The organism is Bradyrhizobium centrolobii (genome assembly GCF_001641635.1).
GTDB lineage: Bacteria > Pseudomonadota > Alphaproteobacteria > Rhizobiales > Xanthobacteraceae > Bradyrhizobium > Bradyrhizobium centrolobii.
In genome coordinates, this window is the sequence record NZ_LUUB01000098.1 from 34,722 (window position 1) to 58,193 (window position 23,472).

Annotated in this window: 24 protein-coding genes, 1 tRNA gene and 1 pseudogene; 16 read left to right on the forward strand and 10 right to left on the reverse strand. The window is 63.5% G+C overall.

The genetic code is table 11. The features are described 5' to 3' along the window. Positions 1-16: 16 nt before the first annotated feature. The 5 genes from AYJ54_RS36070 to AYJ54_RS36090 form a co-directional block, all read right to left on the reverse strand. Positions 17-1,603, reverse strand: a complete 1,587-nt coding sequence (locus AYJ54_RS36070; protein ID WP_063706787.1) for a caspase family protein — start codon at positions 1,601-1,603, stop codon at positions 17-19. Positions 1,604-1,819: 216 nt separating this feature from the next. After that, positions 1,820-3,268 (reverse strand): ammonium transporter, encoded by a 1,449-nt coding sequence (locus AYJ54_RS36075; RefSeq protein WP_063706744.1) that lies wholly within the window; start codon positions 3,266-3,268, stop codon positions 1,820-1,822. A 37-nt stretch (positions 3,269-3,305) separates the two neighbouring features. Continuing rightward, positions 3,306-3,644 (reverse strand): P-II family nitrogen regulator, encoded by a 339-nt coding sequence (locus tag AYJ54_RS36080; RefSeq protein ID WP_008142813.1) that lies wholly within the window; start codon positions 3,642-3,644, stop codon positions 3,306-3,308. A gap of 312 nt (positions 3,645-3,956) precedes the next feature. Then, positions 3,957-5,258 carry an ammonium transporter gene (locus AYJ54_RS36085; RefSeq protein WP_063706746.1) on the reverse strand — a complete coding sequence of 434 codons (1,302 nt, stop codon included), beginning with the start codon at positions 5,256-5,258 and terminating at the stop codon, positions 3,957-3,959. Between the two features lie 72 nt (positions 5,259-5,330). Further along, entirely contained in the window at positions 5,331-5,669 is a 339-nt protein-coding gene (locus AYJ54_RS36090) for a P-II family nitrogen regulator (RefSeq protein WP_063706748.1), read from the reverse strand. Between the two features lie 242 nt (positions 5,670-5,911). On the opposite strand from AYJ54_RS36090, the gene AYJ54_RS36095 reads away from it, so the two are divergent. Continuing rightward, positions 5,912-6,805 carry a DUF4339 domain-containing protein gene (locus AYJ54_RS36095; protein ID WP_063706749.1) on the forward strand — a complete coding sequence of 298 codons (894 nt, stop codon included), beginning with the start codon at positions 5,912-5,914 and terminating at the stop codon, positions 6,803-6,805. A gap of 1 nt (position 6,806) precedes the next feature. Here the strand turns inward: AYJ54_RS36095 and tesB are convergent, their stop codons facing one another. Next, on the reverse strand, positions 6,807-7,667 hold the full coding sequence (gene tesB, locus AYJ54_RS36100; protein WP_063706751.1) for an acyl-CoA thioesterase II: 861 nt from the start codon (positions 7,665-7,667) through the stop codon (positions 6,807-6,809). Positions 7,668-7,869: 202 nt separating this feature from the next. Here tesB and AYJ54_RS36105 point away from each other — a divergent pair, with 202 nt between their 5' ends. After that, positions 7,870-9,090: a ubiquinone biosynthesis hydroxylase gene (locus tag AYJ54_RS36105; protein WP_063706753.1), complete on the forward strand. Its 1,221-nt coding sequence runs from the start codon at positions 7,870-7,872 to the stop codon at positions 9,088-9,090. A gap of 225 nt (positions 9,091-9,315) precedes the next feature. Here the strand turns inward: AYJ54_RS36105 and AYJ54_RS36110 are convergent, their stop codons facing one another. Together AYJ54_RS36110 and AYJ54_RS36115 are read right to left on the reverse strand one after the other, a co-directional pair. Then, a complete protein-coding gene (locus AYJ54_RS36110) occupies positions 9,316-9,513 on the reverse strand; it encodes a Trm112 family protein (RefSeq protein ID WP_063706755.1) in 198 nt (65 codons plus the stop codon). Positions 9,514-9,587: 74 nt separating this feature from the next. Beyond that, positions 9,588-10,118 carry a TetR/AcrR family transcriptional regulator gene (locus tag AYJ54_RS36115; protein ID WP_063706757.1) on the reverse strand — a complete coding sequence of 177 codons (531 nt, stop codon included), beginning with the start codon at positions 10,116-10,118 and terminating at the stop codon, positions 9,588-9,590. A gap of 106 nt (positions 10,119-10,224) precedes the next feature. Between AYJ54_RS36115 and AYJ54_RS36120 the strand changes: the two genes are divergently transcribed. The 9 genes from AYJ54_RS36120 to AYJ54_RS36160 all read left to right on the forward strand — a co-directional run bounded on the left by AYJ54_RS36120 (position 10,225) and on the right by AYJ54_RS36160 (position 17,130). Beyond that, entirely contained in the window at positions 10,225-10,575 is a 351-nt protein-coding gene (locus tag AYJ54_RS36120) for a hypothetical protein (protein ID WP_063706759.1), read from the forward strand. A 45-nt stretch (positions 10,576-10,620) separates the two neighbouring features. Continuing rightward, positions 10,621-11,424, forward strand: coding sequence for a crotonase/enoyl-CoA hydratase family protein (locus AYJ54_RS36125; RefSeq protein ID WP_063706789.1), 804 nt, complete (start codon positions 10,621-10,623; stop codon positions 11,422-11,424). Next, positions 11,421-11,867, forward strand: coding sequence for a PaaI family thioesterase (locus AYJ54_RS36130; RefSeq protein ID WP_063706790.1), 447 nt, complete (start codon positions 11,421-11,423; stop codon positions 11,865-11,867). The genes AYJ54_RS36125 and AYJ54_RS36130 overlap by 4 nt, the downstream gene beginning before the upstream one ends. A gap of 3 nt (positions 11,868-11,870) precedes the next feature. Next, positions 11,871-12,683, forward strand: a complete 813-nt coding sequence (locus AYJ54_RS36135; protein WP_063706761.1) for an SDR family oxidoreductase — start codon at positions 11,871-11,873, stop codon at positions 12,681-12,683. Positions 12,684-12,886: 203 nt separating this feature from the next. Then, on the forward strand, positions 12,887-13,165 hold the full coding sequence (locus tag AYJ54_RS36140) for a PepSY domain-containing protein (protein WP_063706763.1): 279 nt from the start codon (positions 12,887-12,889) through the stop codon (positions 13,163-13,165). Between the two features lie 63 nt (positions 13,166-13,228). Then, positions 13,229-13,822: a cytochrome b/b6 domain-containing protein gene (locus AYJ54_RS36145; protein WP_201724302.1), complete on the forward strand. Its 594-nt coding sequence runs from the start codon at positions 13,229-13,231 to the stop codon at positions 13,820-13,822. 381 nt (positions 13,823-14,203) lie between these two features. Then, positions 14,204-15,703 carry a hypothetical protein gene (locus tag AYJ54_RS36150; RefSeq protein WP_245329217.1) on the forward strand — a complete coding sequence of 500 codons (1,500 nt, stop codon included), beginning with the start codon at positions 14,204-14,206 and terminating at the stop codon, positions 15,701-15,703. 64 nt (positions 15,704-15,767) lie between these two features. Then, positions 15,768-16,238, forward strand: coding sequence for an FMN-binding protein (locus AYJ54_RS36155; RefSeq protein ID WP_063706766.1), 471 nt, complete (start codon positions 15,768-15,770; stop codon positions 16,236-16,238). Beyond that, complete coding sequence (locus AYJ54_RS36160; protein WP_063706767.1) at positions 16,219-17,130, forward strand: FAD:protein FMN transferase; 912 nt, start codon at positions 16,219-16,221, stop codon at positions 17,128-17,130. Before AYJ54_RS36155 ends, AYJ54_RS36160 begins: the two co-directional genes overlap by 20 nt. Positions 17,131-17,545: 415 nt before the next feature. Here AYJ54_RS36160 and AYJ54_RS36165 read toward each other — a convergent pair whose 3' ends face one another. Then, the gene (locus AYJ54_RS36165) at positions 17,546-18,223 is read right to left on the reverse strand and encodes an LON peptidase substrate-binding domain-containing protein (protein WP_063706768.1); all 678 of its coding nucleotides are present in this window, start codon (positions 18,221-18,223) and stop codon (positions 17,546-17,548) included. A gap of 116 nt (positions 18,224-18,339) precedes the next feature. Next, positions 18,340-19,263, reverse strand: coding sequence for a thioredoxin (gene trxA / locus AYJ54_RS36170; RefSeq protein ID WP_063706769.1), 924 nt, complete (start codon positions 19,261-19,263; stop codon positions 18,340-18,342). 275 nt (positions 19,264-19,538) lie between these two features. Between trxA and AYJ54_RS36175 the strand changes: the two genes are divergently transcribed. The 5 genes and pseudogenes from AYJ54_RS36175 to AYJ54_RS36195 form a co-directional block, all read left to right on the forward strand. After that, a tRNA-Gly gene (locus AYJ54_RS36175) sits at positions 19,539-19,613 on the forward strand. Positions 19,614-19,689: 76 nt separating this feature from the next. Then, a complete protein-coding gene (locus AYJ54_RS36180) occupies positions 19,690-20,676 on the forward strand; it encodes an NAD-dependent epimerase/dehydratase family protein (RefSeq protein WP_063706771.1) in 987 nt (328 codons plus the stop codon). Positions 20,677-20,941: 265 nt separating this feature from the next. Continuing rightward, positions 20,942-22,213 carry a PQQ-dependent sugar dehydrogenase gene (locus AYJ54_RS36185; RefSeq protein ID WP_063706773.1) on the forward strand — a complete coding sequence of 424 codons (1,272 nt, stop codon included), beginning with the start codon at positions 20,942-20,944 and terminating at the stop codon, positions 22,211-22,213. A gap of 189 nt (positions 22,214-22,402) precedes the next feature. After that, positions 22,403-22,996, forward strand: a complete 594-nt coding sequence (locus tag AYJ54_RS36190; protein ID WP_063706775.1) for a c-type cytochrome — start codon at positions 22,403-22,405, stop codon at positions 22,994-22,996. A 204-nt stretch (positions 22,997-23,200) separates the two neighbouring features. Beyond that, a pseudogene (locus tag AYJ54_RS36195) lies at positions 23,201-23,472 on the forward strand (IS110 family transposase); the annotation flags it as partial.

The window sequence follows — 23,472 nt, forward strand, 5'->3', positions numbered from 1 at the left end:
GGCAACCATGGCTTGGCTATCTCTTGGCGAGCCCGCAGCCGCTGAACCCGCGGCCGCGCCAGCATCCGCTGCTCATGCATTCCGCCTCCAGCCGCGGGCAAGCGGTTGAAGCACAATTCGGATTGCCAGAGATACTGACACATGCCACGGCGCACCTGCTCCGCATCATCGAGCAGCTCAATCCGCCACCGGTCTGCCGCGCGTTTCCGCCTTCCCGCTGTTCAGGCGAGGCCACGGCCGACTTGTCGTCGCGCTTGGTGGCCCGTTGAGCCGGATTTGCATCCGGGCTCTGTGGTACCAGCTTCGTCAATTCCATCCGGCACGGCCGCGCAGTCTCGGTGCGAACGCCGGCTCCGCTCGCCTCCTTCAGCGCGAGGACGACCTTGTACTGGTAGGGACTGCCGGCGGGTCGGCGCAGCGGGTCGTTTTCGCCAAAGAGACCTTTGACCGCGATGCTGGCACTGCCGTCGGCCTCGATCTTTCCATCAAAGACGGACGAACCGGGCTTGCCCTCCTCGCCGAAAACGGCGTGAAGCACCCCATCCTTGATGCGCAGGGCGTACTGGTAATAGCCCTCCGGAAATGGCGGCTTGTTCTCGCAGGTTTCCTTGCCGATCCAGGTTCCGTCGAAGGCGGTGGTGCGCCTTTCTTCGTCTGCGGATTTTGCCAGCGCCGCGATACGGGATTTTGCGAGGTCCGCGAACGCGCAGGCCGGGAATCGCACGAGGTGATCCTTGAAAGCAGCGAGTGTCCCAAGTGCTTCCGCACTGCGCCAATGATCTCCGGCATCTGCACAGGGATCGGCCTGGGGCCCTGATGGGGCCAGCGCCGCCGTCTCGGGCTTGCCGTTCAGGTAGTATTCGCCAAAGAACGACAGCGAAAGCTCGGGCACCTGCGTGCCCTTGGTGCGCTGGTAGACGCCGGCGCTGATGGTCTGAAACACCGTATTGATGTTGTCCCTGTCGCGGATGTGCTCGAGGAACGCGTTGGTATAGGGACTGTTACGGCCGTCGCCGTCATCGGCGGTCCGCCCGGCCTGGGTTGCATAGGAGATGATCGTGCCGTCCGGGCTCTCCATCTTGGCCAGCCCGCGTGCCACGGTCACGCCGCGGCCCTGCCCCACATTCCGCCGCAGCTCGTCGGCAAATGGATTGTCGCGGCAGGCGTCGAGCACGAGGATCCGCAGGTTCTTCGCCTGCTGCAGATCTGCGAGGATCTCGTCGGCGCGCACCAGGCGCCGCAAGTCGACCTCGTCGCGGACGATGGCATCGACAGGCACGAGATAATTGACGCCGGCGAACTGGAGCGCGTGTCCGCTGTAATAGAACAGGGCAACATCGGCGCCGCGGGCCTCGCGCGCAAAGCGAAGAACGGTGTCCTGCATTGCGGCCTGATCGAGATCGGTCGCGACCAGCGGCTCGAATCCCGCTCGTTTCAGGGCCGCGCCGACGTCGGCTGCATCATTGGCCGGATTGGTCAGCGCGGGAACGTTTCTGTAGGCGCCGTTGCCGATCACCAGCGCGACGCGCTTGTCCGCGTGGGCATCAAGGGCAGACAGAGCGAGCGACAGGAAACATAAGGCCAAGCATGCAAATAAACGCATGAAATTCTGCTCCAAATCGGGAGCATGATATTCGCCAACCTTGACATTGTGCAATTTGACTTACGGCGACCCAGCCGCCGGGACTGTGCGGCGTGTCGAAAAGAAAGGGGCTCCAACTTGCGCTGGAGCCCCTCAACGGTCGGGGCATTGCCGGGTATGTGCCCAAACCGTAGTTCTGGACGCGACCTCCGAGGAGGTCGCGCCCGGTGAGGAGAGTTACATGTTGTAGGCGCGCTCGGTGTGCTCGGTGATGTCGAGGCCTTCACGCTCGCTCTCGACATTGGTGCGCAGACCAACGATCACGTCGACGACCTTGTAGAGGATCGCCGAGCCGATGCCCGACCACACCAGCGTGGTACAGACGCCCGTGGCCTGCGCGATCATCTGCGCCGCGAAGTCGTAATCGGCAACCTTCGGCGGGATCGCAGTGTAATCGATGATGCCCGCACCACCCAGCGCCGGGTTCACCAGGATGCCGGTGCCGAGGGCGCCGACGATGCCGCCGATGCAGTGCACGCCGAACACGTCGAGGGAGTCATCGTAGCCGAGCGCATTCTTCACGACGGTGCAGAAGAACAGGCAGACCACGCCGACCACGAGGCCGAGGACGATCGCACCCATCACGCCGGAGAAGCCGGCCGCAGGCGTAACCGCCACGAGGCCCGCGACAGCGCCGGAGATGACGCCGAGCACCGACGGGTGACCCTTGATGATCCACTCCGCGAACATCCACGACAGCGCGGCGGCCGCGGTGGCGACGAAGGAGTTGGTCATGGCGAGGGCTGCGCCGCCATTGGCTTCGAGGTTCGAACCGGCGTTGAAGCCGAACCAGCCGACCCAGAGCAGCGAGGCGCCGATCATCGACATGGTCAGCGAGTGCGGAGCCATCAGCTCCTTGCCGTAGCCGATGCGCTTGCCGATCAGGAGAGCGCCGACGAGACCGGCGATACCGGCGTTGATGTGCACGACGGTGCCGCCCGCGAAGTCGATCGCGCCCTTCTTGAAGATCCAGCCGGCGTCGGCGTTGATCTCGTCGAGCTTGGCCTGCGCCGCGGTCTTCGCCGCCGCGTCACCCGCAGCAGCGAGCGCCTTGGCCGCATCCTGGATCGCGTCCGGGCCGGGCCAGTACCAGACCATGTGCGCGATCGGGAAGTAGATCAGCGTCACCCAGAGCGGGATGAACAGGGCGATTGCCGAGAACTTCATGCGCTCGGCGAAGGCGCCGACGATGAGGGCCGGCGTGATCGCCGCGAAGGTCATCTGGAAGCACATGTAGATGAGCTCGGAGATGTTGGCGTCGACGCTGAAGGTCGCGGCCTTCGAGTCGGTCGTGACGCCCATCATGAAGGCCTTGGAAAAGCCGCCGATGAAGTCGGAACCGCCGGTGAAGGCGAGGCTGTAGCCGTACACGGCCCAGATCACGGTGACGACGCAGACGGTGTAGAACACCTGCATCAAGACCGAGAGCATGTTCTTGGAGCGGACGAGGCCGCCATAGAACAGCGCGAGGCCCGGGATCGTCATCAACAGCACGAGCACTGTCGATGTCAGCATCCAGGCATTGTCTCCCTTGTTGACCGTTGGCTCGGCATAGGCCGCGGTTGCAGCGAACATGCCGACTGCGAGAGCCGCCAATCCCGCGCCATAGGGACGCTTGAACGTCATTTCATTTACTCCTGATTGGATGAGGTTGTGCGCGAAATCAAAGGGCCGCAGCGTCGGCCTCGCCGGTGCGGATGCGAACCGCGTGGTCGAGGTTGATGACGAAGATCTTGCCGTCGCCGATCTGTCCGGTTTTCGCGGCGGACGTGATGGCGTCGATGGTCTTGTCGACCTGGTCGGAGGCGACAGCGACCTCGATCTTGATCTTGGGCAGGAAGCTCACGGCATATTCGGCGCCGCGATAGATTTCCGTATGGCCTTTCTGGCGGCCATATCCCTTGACTTCCGTCACCGTAAGACCGTGAACGCCGATGGCGGTCAGGGCGTCACGGACTTCTTCCAGCTTGAATGGCTTGATAATCGCCATAACGATTTTCATGGGTCCTATCCCCGCTTGGGCCCGGTCCGGACGTGGCCGGGCGTTTCTCGACTGGTTCGCCACGAGGGAGAAGTTTTCACTACGCGGGCACAGCCGGCACCCGTAGAATCAAATGCCGTGCCAGATCGTCCGCATTGCCTAACGGACTATGAACGCGGGGCTTTTCGCGTTTGGCGGGTGTTGCGGTGCAGTGCGCCATTACGTCGCGCTCAAAACGTAGTCAGACCTGCTCAAAACGCGGGCATGACAGGCTACCGACACAATGTTGCTCATGCGTCGGGCAGCAATCCGGTATTTTGATACGGCAGGCGCTTACTGCAGAGCTTCGCCGTGCTGCGAAATATCGAGCCCTTCGAGCTCGTGCTCACGGGATACGCGCAAGGGCACGAACAGGGCGACCAGCTTGAGCAGGACGAAGCTCACGCCGGCCGACCAGGCGAAGGTGATGGCGACGCCGAGGAGCTGGATCAGCACCTGCTGGGGATGGCCCTCAAGCAGCCCGGCGGTCCCGCCGATCGCGCTGGTCGCGAACACGCCGGCAAGCAGGGTGCCGGTCAGCCCGCCGATGCCGTGGACGCCGAACACGTCGAGGGAGTCGTCGTACTTGAAGCGGTGCTTCAGCCAGGTGCAGGCCCAGTAGCAAACCGCCCCGGCAATCACCCCGATGACGATGCCGTGCCAGGGCGCGACGAAGCCGGAGGCCGGCGTGATGGTGCCGAGCCCGGCGACGGCGCCGGAGATCATGCCGAGCACTGAGGGCTTGCGCCGGGTCGACCATTCGATCGCGCCCCAGGTCACCGCGCCGGAGCAGGCGGCGAGATGCGTCGCGATGATCGCCATGACGGCGCGTGCATTGGCCGCGCCCGCCGAGCCGCCGTTGAAGCCGAACCAGCCCACCCACAACAGCCCCGTGCCCATCACGGCGAGCGAGAGATCGAACGGCGAGAGATTGTCAGTGCCGTAGCCGTGACGGCGTCCCATCACCTTCGCTGCCACGAGGCCGCCGGTGCCGGCGGACAGATGCACCACCAGGCCGCCGGCGAAATCGAGCACGCCCATGCTGGCCAGGAAGCCGCCGCCCCACTCCCAGTGTGCCAGCGGAATGTAGACGAAGATGAACCAGGCGATGGAGAACAACAGATAGGCGGAGAAGCGCATGCGGTCGGCGACCGAGCCTGCCACCAGCGCCACCGTGATGATGGCGAACGTCATCTGGTAGAGCATGAACAGCGCTTCCGGAATCGTCTTGGCCGCCGGGTTGACACTGTCCATCGTCATGCCGGCGAGAAACCAGCGGTCGAGCGTGCCGAGCCACGGCCCGTCGCCGACGAAGCAGAGCGAATAGCCGAACGCGACCCAGAGAATCGAGATCAGCGTCACCGCGGCCAGACTCTGCGCCATGGTGGCAAGCACGTTCTTCTTGCGCACCATGCCGGAATAGAACAGCGCGAGCCCGGGGATCGTCATCATCAGCACCAGGGCGGTGGCGACAATCATCCAGGCGGTGTCGGCGGTGCTGATGTCGGCGGCCGCGGCATGCGCCGGCGACGCAATGACGGACACAAGTCCGATCGGCGCAGCAATGCTCGCTGCGCGGCGCAAGAATCCCGCCATGTCGTTACCCCCAGCATACAAGTAGCGTCGCTCGCTGCGGCAACGTTGCCGGTGCGATCGAAAAAGACAGTGTTAGAGCGCGTCGCTGTCGGTTTCGCCGGTGCGGATGCGCAGCGCGTGGTCGATCGGCGTGACGAAGATCTTGCCGTCGCCGATCTGGCCCGTGCGCGCGGTCGAGGTGATCACGCTGACTGCCTTGTCGGCGATGTCGGAGGGGACCGCGATCTCGATCCGCAGCTTCGGCAGGAAATTCACGACATATTCGGCACCGCGATAGATCTCGGTATGGCCCTTCTGGCGGCCATAGCCCTTCACTTCTGTCACGGTCATGCCGTGGACGCCGATCGCCGTCAGCGCCTGACGGACCTCATCGAGCTTGAAGGGTTTGATGATCGCGACGACGAGTTTCATGGTCAGGCCTATTCCCCGGGCTACGCCACGCCGCATGTGAACGGCGCTGCGTCAATCTGGCATCTTTCCGGGCAAATGGCACAAAAAAGTTGCAGATTGAAGGGGAAAAACGCGTGAGGCTCCCGGTCCCCGCCTCTGTACAGGGCAGCCGTTCATCCTCCACAATGCATTTTTGGCATGGATGCGGTGAACCTGCGCGTGTCGAACGGCACATAAGTATTTTGAGGTTGAAGGGGCGCTTCATGGCGAGTTGGTTTTACGCATCCGAGGGCAAGCAGCAGGGACCCTATCCCGAAGCGCAATTCCGCGACCTCGTCGCCCAAGGCGTCGTCCGTCCCGATACGCTGGTGTGGACCGAAGGCATGGCCGGCTGGCAGAAGGCCGCCGAAATTCCCGGATTGATTGGGGGCGGCGGTGCTCCACCAATGGTCCCGGCCGGCGGTCCGCCGATGATGGGCGCCAGTGGCTATGGAAGTGCCGGCGGAGGATCGCTGTCGGTCGATTTCGGCATCCTCGAGTTCACGTGGCGCAGCATCGTGATGCTGATCGGCATGTGCTTCATCATCCCGGTGCCATGGGTGTTCGTCTGGTACACGAAGTGGATCGTGTCCTGCGTGAAAGTCCCGGGGCGGCCCAATCTCAGCTTCACCGGCAATGCGATGACGTTGGTGCCTTGGTTTTTCGGCTTCATCGTTCTGGCGATCGCAATCGGCTACAGCGGCGTCCAGCTGCTCGGCAACCTGCTGTTCATCGTCCAGCTCGTTCTTTACTGGCTCCTGATCAAATGGATGGTCGCGAACCTCGCCTCCAACGGGCAGTCGCTCGCTCTCAGCTTCACGGGCTCAGTGTGGGCCTATATCGGCTGGAACCTGTTGTTCGCGATCTCCGTCATCACGATCATCGGCTGGGCCTGGGTCGCCGCGGCCCAGCTTCGCTGGATGTGTCGCAGCATTCAGGGCACGCGACGCGAGATCGTCTTCCAGGGCAGCGGACTGGGAATTCTCTGGCGCGGAATCGTGGCCGCGATTCTGTTCAGCTTCATCATCCCGATTCCCTGGGTGTATCGCTGGATCATGAACTGGACGGCGTCGCAGACCGAGCTCGTTGGCCGGGGAGGCGCCGCTCACGGTTTCTGAACTATCTCCGCTCGCGCACGGAGCCTTCCTGCGCGACGGAGGCTACCAGCGTGCCGTCAGGCTTGAAGATCAGGCCGCGGGTCAATCCGCGGCCGCCTTGCGCGCTCGGAGAATCCTGCGCGTAGAGCAGCCATTCGTCGGCGCGGAAGGGGCGGTGAAACCACATCGCGTGATCGAGGCTCGCCGGCATCATGCACTTGTCGAACAGCGTGCGGCCGTAGCGGGCCATCACCGCATCGAGCAGTGAAAAATCCGACGCATAGGCCAGAGCGCACATGTGCAGCGCCGGATCGTCGGGCAGTTTGGCCGCGGTCTTGATCCAGACATTGATGCGGCCGTCGTCGATCTTCTGGCCGAAATAGCGGCCGATCTCAACCGGGCGCAGCTCGATCGGACGATCGGACTCGTAGTAGCGGCGGATGAATTCCGGCATCTCGCGGAACATCGGCTGCTTCGCCACCTCCTCCGCCGTGAGCTTCTCCGGCGGCGGCACGTCGGGCATTTTGTCCTGGTGATCGAAGGCGCCCTCCTCCTCGGCATGGAACGACACCATGATCGAGAAGATCGCGTTGCCATGCTGGATCGCGGTGACGCGGCGGGTCGAATAGCTCTTGCCGTCGCGCAAGCGCTCGACCTGGTAGATGATCGGGATCTGCGGATCGCCCGGCAGGATGAAATAGCAGTGCAGCGAGTGCGGCAGCCGGCCCTCGACCGTGCGGCAGGCCGCAACCATCGCCTGCCCGATCACCTGCCCGCCGAACACCCGCTGCCAGCTCGTCTTCGGGCTGTTGCCGCGGAATAGGTTCACCTCGAGCTGCTCGAGGTCGAGGATCGAAATGAGGTCGATCAGGCTTTTGGACATGGCGGTGCTTTCAAAAGGATCTCGACATTTCGGGGCACGCTTAGTGAACCCGGAATCTCGAGCCGACAACCTCTGGATTCCTGGTTCGCGCTCGCGCGCTTCCCGGAATGACGAAATGGGGGCCTTCCGCCCTTGTTTCACCGCACTGTTTCGCCCACCTCAAGTCTGCTAGCAAGACCAAGAGTTGGTCGGGAATTTTGGTATGTCGGTACAGGGTAGCATTGTCATTGGCGGCGGCGCGTTTGCGGGCCTGGCGCTGGCGCTGGCGCTGCGCCAGGGGCTCGGGCCTGACGTGCCCGTCATCGTCGCCGACCCCGCGCTTGCGACGCGGCCGAGCCGCGACCCGCGCGCGACCGCGATCGTGGCGGCCTGCCGCCGGCTGTTCGAGGCGATCGGCGCCTGGGACGACGTCAAGGATCAGGCGCAGCCGATCCTCGACATGGTCGTCACCGATTCAAAGCTGGAGGACGCCATGCGTCCGGTGTTTCTGACCTTCGCCGGCGATGTCGAGCCGGGCGAACCCTTTGCGCATATGATCGAGAACTGCCGCCTGATCGATGTGCTGGTGGCGCGCGCGGAAGCTGCGGGCGTCGATCTCCGCGCCACCGCGGTGACGTCCTACGATTCGCGCCCCGATGGCATCGACGTGACGCTTGGCGATGGCAGCGTGGTTGCCGCGAGCCTCTTGATCGCCGCCGATGGTGCAAGATCGAAGCTGCGCGAGCGCGCCGGCATCGTCACCCATGGCTGGGAGTATGATCAGTCCGGCATCGTCGTCACTGTCGGCCATGAGCGTGACCACGAGGGGCGTGCCGAAGAGCACTTCTTGCCCTCAGGTCCCTTCGCGATCCTGCCGCTCACCGGAAAACGCTCCTCGCTGGTGTGGACCGAGCGCCGCGCGGAAGCCGCGCGCATCGTTGGCTTGAGCGAGGAGGAATTCCACGGCGAGCTCGAGCAGCGCTTCGGCCTGCATCTCGGCGAGGTGAAGGCGCTCGACAAGCCGCGCGCGTTCCCGCTGTCCTATTTCGTGGCGCGCTCCTTCATCGCCGAGCGCCTGGCGCTGGTCGGCGATGCCGCCCATGTCATCCATCCGATCGCCGGTCAGGGCCTCAACATGGGTCTGAAGGATGTCGCGGCGCTGGCCGAAGTGGTCGTCGACGCCGCGCGGCTCGGCATGGATATCGGCCAGGCCGACGTGCTCGAACGTTACCAGCGCTGGCGGCGCTTCGATACGATGGCAATGGGCGTCGCCACCAACTCGCTGAACTTCCTGTTCTCCAACAAGTCGACGCTGCTCCGCACCGTGCGCGACATCGGCCTCGGCATCGTCGACCGCGCGCCGCCGCTCAAGAACCTGTTCATCCGCCAGGCCGCCGGACTGACGGGCGAGGTGCCGAGGCTGTTGAAGGGCGAGGCGTTGTAAGAGCGCGCTCGCGCCACACACTCCCATGTCGTCCCGGACAAGCGCAGCGAAGCGGAGCGCAGATCTGGGACCCATAACCCCAGGGAGTAGTTGTGGCGCGAAGCTGGTAACCACCAGCCCTCGCCAAACCACTTCCTGTGGTTATGGGTCCCGGCCTTCGCCGGGACGACACTGAGAATGTTGCACGGTCATCGCGCAACACATCTAGGTCAGGCGGCCCCTACCTCAGTCGATCTTCCGCGCCTCTTCCGGCAGCATGATCGGGATGCCGTCGCGGATCGGATAGGCGAGTTTGGCTGAGCGCGAGATCAGTTCCTGCCGCGTCGAATCGAATTCCAGCGGGCCCTTGGTCAGCGGGCAGACCAGGATCTCCAGCAATTTGGGATCGACGCTGTTTTCGGGGCGTTCGGTGGTCGCGTTCATCGTGGTCTCCGGTGATCAGCTGGCTGTAGCACAGAAAGTGCCGGCCGCCCATCGCGGCGACCGCGGGCCGGTGGTCAGGCAGAAACCATCTGCCAGAGCTCGTCGAGCAGCGCCTGAAGCCGCACCGCCGGTACTGGCGCGCCCGACAGGGCGAAGCCGAGGAACGTCCAATAGAGAATTTGCGCGCGGGCCTGTGCCATCGCCGAGGCGAGCCCCCGTTTCTCCAGCAGTGTCTCGATATAGTCGAGCCTGCGGCGGTCGATCGCGCGGACCGCGCCTTGCGCCGCCGGATCGAACGCCGCCCAGTTGCGCACGGCCCGCTCCAGGTCGAGCCGCGCGCCAAAGGACCTGCGCAGCAGGGATTTCAGCGGCTCGTCGCTGTCGGCCTCGACATCGGCGATGATCTGCTCGGCCGCGATTTCGCGCCAGCGCTTCAGCACGGCCGCGTGGAACGCGCCGAGATCGGCAAAATGCCAATAGAAGCTGCCGCGCGAGACGCCCATGGCCTTTGCGAGCGGATCGGCCTTGAGCGCGGTGAAGCCGTTCTTGGCGAGCGTCTTGAGTCCCTCTTTGACCCAGTCGTCGGCGGAAAGCTGTTCGGTCATCTGCGGTTCCAGAATTCGACCATACAGTAGTGTATTGACAGTCGCCGCGCCAGCGCCTATCTCTCCATACACTACTGTATGGACAGCACTATACGGAGACTTGGCGATGCGCGACCTGTTGCTCCAATGTGCCGGGCTGGCCACGATCGCCGTGGCCCTCACTCACGGAATTCTCGGCGAGACCAAAGTCTTCGCGCGCGCCCGCATCGAGCCGGAACGGCTGCGCACCCTGATCCGGCTGGTCTGGCAGACCTCGACCGTCGCCTGGATCGGCGGCGGCGTCTTGCTGATCGCCACGCCCTGGATGGCCTCGGAGCCGGCGCGGCACTGGATCATCGCCACGCTGGCCTGCGTGTTCGCCTTCGCGGCCTTCGCCAATGCCTGGGCGACGCGCGGCCGCCACTTCGGCTGGATGGCGCTCAGTGCCGTCGTGGCGATGGCGATTGCCGGCTACTGACTGCGCCCTCAAATGAAGCGCCATGCGCTCAACCGGAGCCTGGTCATGGAGAATCGTGTTCGCCTGACGATTGACGACGGGGTGGCTCATGTGCGGCTCAATCGTCCCGACAAAATGAATGCGCTCGATCCGGCGATGTTCGAAGCGATGATAGAGGCCGGCACGAGCCTGCGTGAGCGCAGGGATGTCCGCGCTGTCGTTCTCTCCGGCGAAGGCCGTGCATTCTGCGCGGGCCTCGACCTGGAACGTCTTCTGGCCACTGCCGACGGTGATCCCCTCCTCCCGTCCATCGACCTGACGCGCCGAAGCCACGGCATCGCGAATTATGCGCAGCATCTCGTCTGGCTCTGGCGCGAGCTGCCAGTGCCCGTGATTGCCGCGCTTCATGGTGTCGCCTTCGGCGGCGGCTTCCAGCTCGCGCTCGCAGCCGACCTCCGCTATCTCGCACCCGATACCCGGCTCGGCATCATCGAGGCCAAATGGGGATTGGTTCCCGACATGGGCGGCACGCAGCTCATGCGCCACCTCGCACGCGAGGATGTCGTGCGCGAGCTGACCTACACGGGCCGCGTGTTCTCGGCCGAGCAGGCGCTCGCCTATGGCTTTGCGACAGGCCTTGCCGACGATCCGCTGGCGGCCGCGCTATCGATCGCGCGCGAGATCGCGGGCCGCAGCCCCGATGCGGTCCGCGCTACCAAACGATTGCTCACTCTGGCGACGACCTGCGACGCGGCCACCGGTCTTGCCGCCGAAACCGCCGAACAGGCCGCATTGCTCGGCTCGTACAATCACGTCGAGGCGGTCAGGAGCAATCTCGAGAACCGGCCACCACAATGGAGCTGTGCATGAGCACCACCGACGGTTTCGATCTGCAAACGCTCAACGCCGTCAATGCGTCCGCTGCCTTCAACCGCCTCGCGGGGTTCGAAGTCGTTGCGGCCGGAAATGGCGAAGCGACCATCCGTATGACCTGGCGTGACGATCTCACCCAATATTCCGGCCACCTCCACGCCGGCCTGATCGCGGCGCTGCTCGACACTGCCTGCGGCTTCGCCGCCGCGTCCCTGGTGGGTTCGGTCACCGCATCGCATTTCTCGATGAACTGCCTGAAGCCGGCCGTTGGTCATCACTTCGTCGCGCGGGGAACGACGGTGCGTGCCGGCCGCCGGCAGGTATTCGCTCGCGCCGAGCTTCTCGCCGGCGACGAGCGCGGTGAACTGTCCCTCGTCGCAACTGGCGAGACCGTGCTCATTCCCACGGGCGAGCCCGTGCGCAAGACAGACGAGCGTTGAAGCATGGCGTTGACACTCGTCACCGGCGGTACGGGCCACTTGGGCCAGGATATCGTCCATCGCCTGGTGCGCGACGGCCATCGCGTCCGGGTCTTCGCGAGATCGCCGGGCACGCGGTCGGACGTTGAATGGGCGATCGGCGATCTCGCCACGGGCGCCGGACTGCGCGAGGCGCTGCAGGGCGTCGACATGGTCATCAATGCGGCGACCTACTCGCCGATCGCACGACGCGGCGGGGTTCGGCCTGTGGACTTCTTCCGGTCTCCCTCCGCGGTGGACGTCGAGGGAACGGAGCGGCTGCTGTCGCTCTGTCAGGATGTGTCAGTGCAGCACTTCCTCCACGTCTCGATCGTCGGCCTCGAGAGCGCCACATTGCCTTACGCCCGGGTCAAGCTCGCCGGCGAACGGCTGGTCCGTGCCTCCGCAACTCCGTGGTCTGTCGTTCGCGCGATGCCGTTCTACTATCTGCTCGACAGCATGCTTTCCAACCTCGCTTGGCTTCCGGTGTGGCCGGTGCCGACGACGCTGTTCAATCCGGTCGACACGTCGGATGTCGCCGATCATGTAGTGACGTGCGCGTTTGATGGTGAGCGCGGCGAACGCGCGGAGATCGGTGGTCCCCAGGATATCAGCCTCGTCGCGCTTGCCGGCCAATACCGGGATGCGCGCGGGCTCAGCCGCAAGATCCTACCGCTGGCTCTTTCGCAGGCGAAGGCACAGGGCATGGGCTTCGTCGTCAGCCGCGGCGTGCGCGGTCGGCTCTCCTGGGCAGACTGGCTGCGGCGTCGGTATCCCGCCACGCGAGATGCAGCTTGAGGTCTGATCTCAACTCATGAGGCGTAAGGCCGCAGCAAGGTGTCAAACAAGCGCTGCATACGGAGAGCGCTGATCTTTTGCTCCACGTTAGAATACCTCTAAAGCATTTCCGGCCCGAACCGAGTTGACTCTACGATCACCTTCGCTTCCTTCGATGACGCTTCGCGCTAGGCGTTGCGCACACGAAAGAGGAGGAGATTTTCGTGAGGATCATTCGTGTTGTTGCCATTGCACTGTCGATCGGGATGAGCATGGGGTCGGCGGCCATGGCCGACGGCTTCAAGAATTGCACCAAGCTCGACAAGGCATCGTGGAAACCTGCCAGCGACGCCGAAGCCAAGGCCAAGGAGGCCGGCTACGAGGTGCGGCGCTCCAAGATCGAAGGTTCGTGCTATGAGGTCTATGGTGTCAAGGAAGGCAAGCTCTACGAGCTGTTCTACAGCCCCGAGGATCTCAGCCTGAAGCACACGATCGCCAAGTGAACTGCGCCAAGTGAACTGCGCCAAGTGAACTGCGCCAAGTGAACTGCGCGGAATGAAGCGGGATTGATGGAAGAAGCGGTGCCAGAAGCGCGCGGGGCGTCCACAGGGAGCCCCGCGGATCGAACCGTTTCGCGGATGGTCACGGTTTGGGACCTCCCGCTGCGCCTCTGGCACTGGCTTCTTGCCGGCTTCGTCGTGCTCGCCTGGTTCACGCCCAACGTCTATGACGGGCTTCACCGCTTCGCGGGGTATACGGTGATCGGGCTGTTGGCCTTTCGCCTCGTCTGGGGTTTTTTCGGAAGCCGCTACGCGCGCTTCCGGATGGTCGGCGTCAGGCTTCGCGCCGCGCCGCGCTATCTTCTGAATCTGCGCCGCGGCATGACCGGCCGCTATATCGGGCTCAATCCCGCCGGCACCTTGATGCTGGTGGCGCTGCTGCTGACTCTCGCCGTCTCCGCGATTTCAGGCGCGATGGCGGTGACGGTCACTTTCTTCGGCATCTGGTGGGTCGAGGACACCCACACCTATTCCTCGGACGTCGTCATCGTCCTCGTCGTGCTGCACGTTGCGGGCGTGGTGCTGATGGGGATTCTCCAGCGCGAGAACCTCGTGCGCGCGATGATCACGGGGCGCAAACGCATCCGCAGTCACTCCTAGGGCGGGACGGTTTAGTTCAATCCGCCATGCGCGAGTGCATCTCCTAGTCCCACTCGTCTGTTTCTGTAGGGATTCCAGTCATATCAACTGCTCACGCTGCAGTGGGATGGAGTTTCTTTTATTTATTCTAATTCTAATGTGGAGTGATTCTAGTCACGAACCTCCCTCTTCTGCTTCCCAAGAACGCTCTTGCCTGTTTTTCCTGCGGCCGGATGTCGCAATTATTCGGGGGCACGCATGTCACGGCACGTTTCCACTGGTCCGTTTGCATTTCGATTCGAACCCCGTCGATGCCCCAGCCGATCGGCTCTGCTGGCGGCGACCGCGATATCGATCCTGAGTTCTGGGGGAGCTTTCGCAGCGGATGGTGACGCGAACGCCGTGTTGCTGAAGAAGCTGGAAAAGATGGAGCAGCGCATCCTGCAGCTCGAAACGGAGCTGAAGCAGAAGCAGGATCGCCCGGCGGCTGATGCAGGCGCAAAGCGGGCGGCCAAAACGGCATCGCTGACGAGCGCCAATGCGGCCGCGCCATCCGCCGAAGCAAAGGACGCGCCAGCCAAGCCCGAGGATCAAAAGCCCGAAGCCCAATCGTCCGAGAAATCGACCAAGTCGAAGTCGAAAGACTTCATCGCCTTGCCGCCGCTGCCGTCAGCGTCGGACAAACCGATCCTCGGGCTTGCGGATTCTCCGGTCCCCGGTCTCAGCATCGGGGCCTATGGCGAGATCAACTTCGGCACCGTGCAAAATCCCGCTGCCGGTGGCCAGTGGCAGAAGGGTTTTGATGCGCAGAGGTTCGTTCTCCTGCCCACCTATGCGATCACCCCGAACATCATCTTCAATGCGGAAATCGAGTTTGAGCACGCGGGCTCCGGATTTGACAACGACGACAAGCTGCACGGCACCGCCGAGATCGAGCAGATATGGATCGATTTCAAGATCATCGACCAATTCAACTGGCGTTCGCCGGGCGTCGATCTTGTGCCGATCGGCTACATCAATCAGCATCACGAACCCACGCAATTTTACAGCGTGCTCCGGCCCGAACTTTACAACGGCCTCATTCCGTCGACCTGGAAGGTGCCGGCCACCAGCGTCTATGGCACGATCAGCGAGGACCTCAAATATCAGGTGATGATCAGCACCAGCAACGAGGATTTCGGCGACTCCTTCGACAATCGCACGGAGGCAAAGACCGTCCCGCTTCCCGGCACGGCGTATGTCGCGGGCATTGACGGCATAACCGCACTCGCATTCTCGAGGCCCCCACTCGGCGACTTCCAGCAACTCAACAACGCCACGGCCGTGTCGGGCCGGCTCGACTTCACACCGACATTCTGGGCCGGCTTCGCCGGAAGCGTCAGCGCCTATTACTCGCCGAACACGACGCCGCGCGGTTCGCACGATGATCTCGGTAACTTCCTCGGCAGGTCGAGTCTCACAATGTTTGACGCCGAATTCCGCTACAGGGTGCCCGACACGGGCCTCGAGGTTCGCGGTGAATATGTCCGCGCCGAGTTCGGGCACCCGGAAAATCTGCGCGCCAACAACGACTCGGATCCGACCAACAATGTCGGCAAGTCGATGTACGGCTATTCCGGCGAGATTGCCTATCATGTCCCGCTCGGCACGATTCTCAACAGCGAGTGGGAGGCAGTGCCGTTCTACCGCTACACCTATATGAACCTGCAGACGGGCGGCTTCGCCGGCACCGATGCCAATCTGCCGACCGGTCAGGGTCAGCGACAGTACCACACGGCCGGTTTTGCAGTGTTTCCATCGCCGAAGATTGTGTTGAAGGCGACCTATCAGCATGTGATCGACAAGAGCGTTACCGGCGCGCTTTCGGATTCGTTCCTCGGCGGCGTCGGGTTCTTCTTTTGATGCCGAGAGGGTCGCTTGGGACAACTTTGCAAGAGCTGATGAGAGGACCAGGAGCGAGGTGACTATGAATTGGGTTCGATACACCCTGCCGGCTGCAGCGATTATGTCTGTCGCCTCTCCCGCCTATGCCGTTCGGTATCTGTCGATCGACGAAGCGCAGAAGGAGGCATTTCCGTCCGCGACACATTTTACCGAAGTCCAGGCGGGCCGAGTCTGGAAAGCCGAGGCCGGCGGCAAGGTCGTCGGCTTCTTCGTGTTCGACCGGGTCGTCGGCAAGCACCTTTTCATCGACTACGCGGTGGCGCTGACGCCGGCGGGTGCGGTCCACAAGGTCGAGATCCTCGAATATCGCGAATCCTATGGCGGCGATATCAGGAGCCCGAGCTGGCTCGCACAGTTCGTCGGCAAGACCAGCGGCAGTGCGCTCAAGATCAACGGCGATATCAGGAACATCGCCGGCGCGACGCTGTCGTCGACCCATGTCACCGAAGGTGTGAAAAGAATACTGGCAGCTTATGGCAATCGCCTCCGATAGCATCCGTCGCGCAAGGCCGCTGCTCGGCACCTTCGTGGAGATCGAGGTTGCGGGCGCCCGCAGATCCGACATGGACGGCGCCATCGACGCCGCATTCGATGCCGTTGCACAGGTGCATCGGCTGATGAGCTTTCATGAGCCGGATAGCGACGTCAGCCGGCTCAACCGCGAAGCCGGCATTCGCCCCTTGCGCGTTCATGCGTGGACGTTCGAGGTGCTCCAGACCGCCGTTGAGCTGCATCGCCGCTCCGGCGGGCTTTTTGATATCACGATCGCGCCGGCGTTGCAGACGATGGGGTTGTTGCCGCTCCTGAAGGATAAGCCGGCATCGGCGCCGATTGCGCGCTCCGCCGACGCGATTGAGCTGCTTCCGGACCAGCAGGTCAACTTTCGTTCGACCGATGTCACGATTGACCTTGGTGGCATAGCGAAGGGCTTCGCCGTCGACCGCGCGGTCGCCGCGCTGCGTGATTTTGGCATTCCAGGCGGCATGGTGAACGCCGGTGGCGACCTTCGGGCCTTTGGCGCGGAGCCGCGCGCGGTTCACGTCCGCGATCCCCGCGACCCCGGCCGATTGATCTGCCGCATCGACGTGGCCGACCAAGCGCTGGCCTCAACGGCGCGCCGCGTCGAGCTGTTCGACAGCAGCGACCCGGGCTGTTCGGCGGTGATTGATCCCGCAACTCAGAGGCCGGCAAGCCTGATCGACGGCGTCACGGTTCGCGCGCCCTCCTGCATGGTTGCCGACGCCTTGACCAAGGTCGTCATGATCTCCGGGACCGATGCGGGCCAACTGCTCGAATGTTACCAGGCCGGCGCCTTGTTGATCTCGGCCGACGGCGACGTTCAGATAACCTCCGACTGGCATCAGGCGGTGCACCTTGCGGCTTAGAACATCGTTTCGCTATTCGCTCTACGCAGTGTTCGCGGCGCTGTTTCTGACCGGCGCCGGTTGGCTCGCGGCCGACTGGCAGAAGGACGTTGCCGGCGATGAGATCTGGCAGCAGATCGCCGCCAACATGCTGATGGTCCATGGCGGCATCGCGATGCTGGCGCTGTTGCTGGTGGGCGCCCTCATTCCCGTGCACCTGCGGCGATCGTGGCGAAGCGGCAAGAACCTCGTTTCCGGATCGGTCATGGCGGCGTTCAATGCCGTGCTGATCGTGACCGCGTTCGGGCTCTATTATTTGGGATCCGAGGCCATGGATGAGTTGGACCCACCTTGGCGTCGGATTTTCCCTGGCCCTGATGTTTCCGCTTCACATCTGGCTGGGTCGACGGGAGCCGCGGTAGCGCCGCCGGCCGGCCTACTGCAGCGGCGGATCGCCGCTGGTGCGCTTCTTGGCGAGATCCATCTCGGTCACCGCGATCAGGATCTCGGCGCGGGTCTTGAGGTCCGGCGCCTCCAGCATGGCTTGCTTTTCCGCCGGGCCATAGGGCGACATCATGGCCAGCGCATTGACGAGCGCTTCATTGGGCGCGCTCTCGACGCCTTCCCAGTCGACCTTGAGGTTGTTGGCCTTCAAAAAGTCCGCCAGCGCCGCAAGCAGTGCCTCGCGATTGACGTCGTCCTCGCCCATGCGCGCGGTGAAGTCGTCGACAAAGGTGAAGAAGTCCACCTTGCATTGCCGATAGGCGGTGAGCACGTCGAGCTCCTCGACCACCTTGAAGCGCGCGATCCCGGTGAGCTCGAGGATGTAGCGGCCGTCGCCGGATTCGGCGAGCTGGGTGATGCGGCCGACGCAGCCGACGCGGAACAGCGCCGGCTTGTCGGCATTCTTCGGCGAATGCGCCACATCCGGCTGGATCATGCCGATCAGGCGATGGCCGTCGCGCAAGGCGTCGTCGACCATGGCGAGATAACGCGGCTCGAAGATGTTGAGCGGCATCTGGCCGCGCGGCAGCAAAAGCGCGCCCGGCAGCGGAAACACCGGGATGATCTCCGGAAGGTCGGTGGGGCCGCGATATTCGATATTGATCGGCATCTTTGCCCGGTCCCCGCGGACATCGCTAGAGCATGATCCGGATCCGAACGACCGCGTTAGCGCAGAGTGTGCAGCGGCTTTCCGACAAGATCGTGCTCAAACAAAAAGTCCCGCGCCTACGAAAACAGGATCGTCGACAAGCGCTTTCGTCCTTCGACGGTTGCATCATCCGTGCCGCCCCAGGCCTCGAAGAACTGCACGAGCTGCTTGCGGGCGCCGTCATCGTTCCATTTGCGGTCGCGCTTGACGATCTCGAGCAACTGGTCGGTGGCGGCCGCCCGGTCGCCCTCGGCGTTGAGCGCGGTCGCAAGGTCGAAGCGCGCCTGATGATCGAGCGGATTTGCGGCAACTTTCTGTTCCAGCTCCGCGATCGGGCCGAGCGACTTGGCCTGTTCGGCGAGATCGATCGCGGCCTGCACGGCCTTCACGGCGGGGTCGTTGCGCTTGGATTCCGGCACCATGGCCAGCGTCTGCTTGGCCTGCTCGATTGCGCCCGAGGTGACATAGCACTTGGCGAGCCCGGCGAGCGCGGCGATGTTGGTCGAATCGTGCTGAAGCACCTCGGCATAGATCTGCGCCGCCGCGGCGGCGTCGCCCTCGGCGAGCACGGCCTCGGCCTCTTGCAGGATCTCGGCGACATTGACCTCGCCCGGCGCTGTGACGCCCTTGGTCAGCCGTTCGATGAAGGCATTGACCTGGCTCTCGGGCACCGCGCCCATGAAACCGTCGGCCGGCTGGCCGTTGACGAAGGCGATGACGGCGGGGATCGACTGGATGCCCATCTGGCCCGGGATCGCCGGGTGCTGGTCGATGTTCATCTTGACCAACTTGACCTTGCCCTTGGCCGCTTTGACCGCCTTTTCCAGCATGGGAGTAAGCTGGCGGCAGGGACCGCACCATTCCGCCCAGAAATCGATCAGCACCGGCTGGCGCTTCGATTCCTCGATGACGTCCTTCACGAAGGTCTGGGTGGTCGTGTCCTTGATCAGATCGGCCGCAGCCGGGCCCGCCGCTCCGTTACCCTGGTCGATGATCGTCACGGGATCCCCTCGTCTGATGTCTGGAATGGCGGCTCTTTAGCACGTCGCCAATGCAGATGCTTCGCTGTTGGCTCCTAAAATTGGGCCGGGACGGCCGAATTTCAATCCAGGGCAGTCGATTCGCCAGTTCCCAGCCATTTTTGGCCGATTTGACCGGGATCGGGCCCATATAGGGGCTCCGAATGCGAATCTATCCTGCCGGTAGCTGTTGCATTCGCCGTCCGCTTTTGGCATACGACAGCCGTTGCCGGCGCGTCATGCGGCGGACACAGGATGCGGGTGTAGCTCAGTGGTAGAGCACGACCTTGCCAAGGTCGGGGTCGAGGGTTCGAGCCCCTTCGCCCGCTCCAATTTTTCCCAGAGCATCCAGCCAAACCGGATCGGATCGTGGTCCGCCACACCGCTGGCGGCTGTGTTGGGTTTGCAATGAAATTTCTGGTCACCGGCAGCGCGGGCCACCTCGGGGAAGCCATTCTCCGTACGCTTCGGAGCCGCGGTTCTACTGTGCATGGGGTTGATTTGAAGGAATCAGCCTACACCGATGCCGTCGGCTCGATCGTCGATCCGGACTTCGTCAGGGCGCAGATGGACGGCGTCAGCGCCGTGATCCACACCGCGACGCTGCACAAGCCGCATGTAGCGACCCACGCCAAGCAGGATTTTGTCGACACCAACGTCACCGGCACGCTCAACCTGCTCGAGGCGGCCGTCGCCGCCGGCGTGCGGAGCTTCGTCTTCACCAGTACGACGAGCGCTTTCGGCTCGCAGCTCCGGCCGGAGGCGGGACAGGCGGCGGTCTGGGTCACCGAGGATCTGCCGTCGGTGCCGAAGAACATCTACGGCACCACCAAGCTGATGGCGGAGAGTTTGTGCGAGCTGTTCTTTCGCGAGCACCGTCTCCCGATCATCATCCTCAGGACCTCTCGCTTCTTTCCGGAGGACGATGACGATCCGGCGATGCGGACGGCTTACGCGCTGGAGAACGCGCAGGCTAACGAGCTTCTGTATCGCCGCCTTGATATCGCCGATGCCGTGAGCGCTCATCTGCTCGCGAGCGAGAAGGCCGGTCGAATCGGCTTTGCGCGCTACATCGTGTCAGCCACAAGTCCGTTCGAGCCGCATCATCTCGCAGCACTTGCCCGCGACGCGGCCGGCGTGGTGCGCGCGCTCTATGCCGATTGCGAGCGGCTCTATGCGGCGCGAGGCTGGCGTCTCTTTCCGGCAATCGACCGCGTCTATGTCAACGATCGCGCGCGCCGCGAATTGGGCTGGCGGCCCGAATTCGACTTTGCCCATGTCCTGAACAGCCTTCGCGAGTCCATGGACTTTCGCAGTGCGCTGGCGCGTGAGGTCGGATCGAAGGGCTATCATGATGCCGTGTTCGAGGACGGGCCTTATCCAGTCGTCTCCTAGATCGGCCGCTGCCTGCAAATTAGTCGCGCGCGTCGTTTGATCCCGCGTTGCAGCGAGAGCATTGTCGCTGCCGGTTGGGCGATCATGGAAATTCCATTTCAATTCTGATCGAGCCCAACTGCACCGCGCGCGACGCGCTTCTCACCGCTCGCAGATGTGCTAACCTTTTTTGGTCTGATCTCTCGACAGACTCCGAACTTCGCCTACCCGACTAGCAAAACAAAATAACGTGCAGCCCTGACGGCTGCCTTAGGGGAGTGACGCGATGAAATTCCATCGATCCGTCTTGGCGCTTGCAGCGGTTGCCCTTCTCGCGGGGACCAGCGTTGCGAAAGCGCAGCAACAGCAGGACCAAGGCCGGGCGCTGAAGAAATACGAATCCGGCACCAAGGAGTTCTGGACCCATCCGCCGGATGACTGGTTCCTGGGCGACGAGACCGAGGCGCAGAAGGGTCTGGCGCCGCCCTCCGGTCCGCCGACCGGCGCGTCGGAAGCCGAGCTCGCGGCGATGATGAAGAAGATCAAGCTGCCGCCGGGCTTCAAGATCGAGGTCTGGGCGCCGGGCGTTCTCGCGGCGCGGCAGATGGCCTGGGGCGACAAGGGCACGCTGTTCGTCGGCTCGTTCGGCCTCGGCAACGTCTATGCGATCAAGGACAACAACGGCAAGCGCGAGGTCAAGACCATCCTCAAGGGGCTGAACATGCCCACGGGTCTCGCCTTCAGGGACGGCGCGCTCTACGTCATCGCCGTCGACAAGCTGATCCGCTACGACGACGCCGAAGCCAAGCTCGACAATCTCGGCGAGGGCAAGGTCGTCTATGACGACATGCCGTCCTATGCCGCGCATGGCTGGAAGTACATCGCGGTCGACAAGGACGGCTGGTTCTACATTCCGTTCGGACCGCCCTTCAACATCGGCATTCCGCCGACCAGCGTCTCGCAGATCCGGCGCGTCGATCCCAAGACCGGCAACGCCGAAATCTGGGCGCTCGGCGTCCGCAACTCGGTCGGCGGCGACGTCGATCCGCGCACCGGCAAGTACTGGTTCACCGAGAACGCCCGCGACTGGGTCAGCGACGATCTGCCCAGCGACAAGCTGAACATGATCAACAAGATGGGCGAGCATTTCGGCTATCCCTACTGCCACCAGGGTGATCTTCCGGATCCGAAGTTCGCGGTGGGCCACAAGTGCTCCGAGTTCACGCCGCCCGCGCTGAATCTCGGCGCGCACGTCGCTCCGCTCGGCATGAAGTTCTATACCGGCGACCAATTTCCTGCCGAGTACAAGAACAACATCCTGATCGCCGAGCACGGCTCCTGGAATCGTCACAAGTACCAGGGTGGCCGCATCATGCGCGTGATCGTCGGGCCCGACGGCAAGAACGCCAAGCAGGAGGTGTTCGCCTCCGGCTGGATCGAGGGTGACCAGGGCTATCTCGGCCGACCCGATGACATCATCCTCGCCAAGGACGGTTCGATCCTCGTCGCCGACGACTGGGCCGGCGCGATCTACCGCATCAGCTACAGCAAGAAGTAGCGCGCGACGACACGGAGGCTGCGGTGGCCCGATGGCGGCCGCAGCTTCTCTCTTTTGAAGTTCACGCGCGGTCACGCCGGATCACGTGCAGCGCGAGCCCGGAACCCATGACCGCGAAGAGGGTTATGGAGTCCGGCTCGTTCCTCGGCGAGCCGGAGTGACGAGCCCGTCAGATCGGAATTTTCAATCATGCGCCGGCAGTTCATCTCGCACGCAATCAGCGCGCTTGCACTTCTTTCGCTCGGCGCCGTCCCGGCCCACGCCGCGGATACCGCTGCCGTCAAGGAAAAGGCCGCGGTCTGCGCCGGTTGCCACGGCGAGAACGGCATCTCGCAGACCGAGAACATCCCCTCGCTCGCCGGTCAGCCCGATCAATTCCTGCAATGGCAGCTCGTGTTCTTCCGCTCCGGCTCGCGCAAGAACGACCAGATGCAGCCGATCGTCGAGGAGCTCAGTAACGAGGACATCCGCAATTTAGGGGCCTATTTCTCCTCGCTGACGCCGCCCAAGGAACCGGAGGACAAGGACCCGGACCTGTCGAAGAAGGGCGCACAGGCCGCGGTGGGGCGGCGCTGCGCCTCATGCCACACCGATACCTACGCCGGCACCAAGGCGGTGGCGCGGCTTGCCGGCCAGCGCGAGGAATATCTCGTCAAGGCGCTGCACGACTACAAGGCGGGCCAGCGCGTCGGCGGCGGCGTCGCGGCGATGGCCGACGTCGCCTATTCGCTGAGCGAGGAAGAGATCGCCGCGCTTGCGCATTATCTGGCGCATCTGCAGTAGCGGCAGGTGCAAGCAGCTAATGAACACCGTCGTCCCGGCGAAAGCCGGGACCTATACCGCAGAATCTATCCGTCGCGGATGATGATAGTCCCACGACGACGAATCTTCGCCAAACCCAATCCTGTGGTTGATGGTGTGGACGGCCCCCTACGGCATCAGTGTGCCAGAATGAGGTTGTCAGAAACTCATTCGCAGGAGCCGTCCGTGAGCCAGATTATCCGCATTGGGATGGATACGTCGAAGTATATTTTTCAATTGCATGGGGTTGATGCATCGGAATCGGTCGTGCTTCGCAAGCGGCTGAGCCGCAAGGCGATGCGGGCGTTCTTTGCCAAGCTGCCGCCGACGGTGGTGGCGATCGAGGCCTGCGGGGCTGCCCACCACCTGGCGCGAGAGCTTGGCAAGCTGGGGCACACGGCCAAGCTGATCGCGCCGCAATTGGCGAAGCCCTATGTGCCGCGCAACAAGAACGACGG

Excerpts from the sequence above, each read along its gene's own strand:
- AYJ54_RS36070 (WP_063706787.1), bottom strand. The coding sequence starts at position 1,603 with ATGCGTTTATTTGCATGCTTGGCCTTATGTTTCCTGTCGCTCGCTCTG.
- AYJ54_RS36075 (WP_063706744.1), bottom strand. The coding sequence starts at position 3,268 with ATGACGTTCAAGCGTCCCTATGGCGCGGGATTGGCGGCTCTCGCAGTC.
- AYJ54_RS36080 (WP_008142813.1), bottom strand. The coding sequence starts at position 3,644 with ATGAAAATCGTTATGGCGATTATCAAGCCATTCAAGCTGGAAGAAGTC.
- AYJ54_RS36085 (WP_063706746.1), bottom strand. The coding sequence starts at position 5,258 with ATGGCGGGATTCTTGCGCCGCGCAGCGAGCATTGCTGCGCCGATCGGA.
- AYJ54_RS36090 (WP_063706748.1), bottom strand. The coding sequence starts at position 5,669 with ATGAAACTCGTCGTCGCGATCATCAAACCCTTCAAGCTCGATGAGGTC.
- AYJ54_RS36095 (WP_063706749.1), top strand. The coding sequence starts at position 5,912 with ATGGCGAGTTGGTTTTACGCATCCGAGGGCAAGCAGCAGGGACCCTAT.
- tesB (WP_063706751.1), bottom strand. The coding sequence starts at position 7,667 with ATGTCCAAAAGCCTGATCGACCTCATTTCGATCCTCGACCTCGAGCAG.
- AYJ54_RS36105 (WP_063706753.1), top strand. The coding sequence starts at position 7,870 with ATGTCGGTACAGGGTAGCATTGTCATTGGCGGCGGCGCGTTTGCGGGC.
- AYJ54_RS36110 (WP_063706755.1), bottom strand. The coding sequence starts at position 9,513 with ATGAACGCGACCACCGAACGCCCCGAAAACAGCGTCGATCCCAAATTG.
- AYJ54_RS36115 (WP_063706757.1), bottom strand. The coding sequence starts at position 10,118 with ATGACCGAACAGCTTTCCGCCGACGACTGGGTCAAAGAGGGACTCAAG.
- AYJ54_RS36120 (WP_063706759.1), top strand. The coding sequence starts at position 10,225 with ATGCGCGACCTGTTGCTCCAATGTGCCGGGCTGGCCACGATCGCCGTG.
- AYJ54_RS36125 (WP_063706789.1), top strand. The coding sequence starts at position 10,621 with ATGGAGAATCGTGTTCGCCTGACGATTGACGACGGGGTGGCTCATGTG.
- AYJ54_RS36130 (WP_063706790.1), top strand. The coding sequence starts at position 11,421 with ATGAGCACCACCGACGGTTTCGATCTGCAAACGCTCAACGCCGTCAAT.
- AYJ54_RS36135 (WP_063706761.1), top strand. The coding sequence starts at position 11,871 with ATGGCGTTGACACTCGTCACCGGCGGTACGGGCCACTTGGGCCAGGAT.
- AYJ54_RS36155 (WP_063706766.1), top strand. The coding sequence starts at position 15,768 with ATGAATTGGGTTCGATACACCCTGCCGGCTGCAGCGATTATGTCTGTC.
- AYJ54_RS36160 (WP_063706767.1), top strand. The coding sequence starts at position 16,219 with ATGGCAATCGCCTCCGATAGCATCCGTCGCGCAAGGCCGCTGCTCGGC.
- AYJ54_RS36165 (WP_063706768.1), bottom strand. The coding sequence starts at position 18,223 with ATGCCGATCAATATCGAATATCGCGGCCCCACCGACCTTCCGGAGATC.
- AYJ54_RS36180 (WP_063706771.1), top strand. The coding sequence starts at position 19,690 with ATGAAATTTCTGGTCACCGGCAGCGCGGGCCACCTCGGGGAAGCCATT.
- AYJ54_RS36185 (WP_063706773.1), top strand. The coding sequence starts at position 20,942 with ATGAAATTCCATCGATCCGTCTTGGCGCTTGCAGCGGTTGCCCTTCTC.
- AYJ54_RS36190 (WP_063706775.1), top strand. The coding sequence starts at position 22,403 with ATGCGCCGGCAGTTCATCTCGCACGCAATCAGCGCGCTTGCACTTCTT.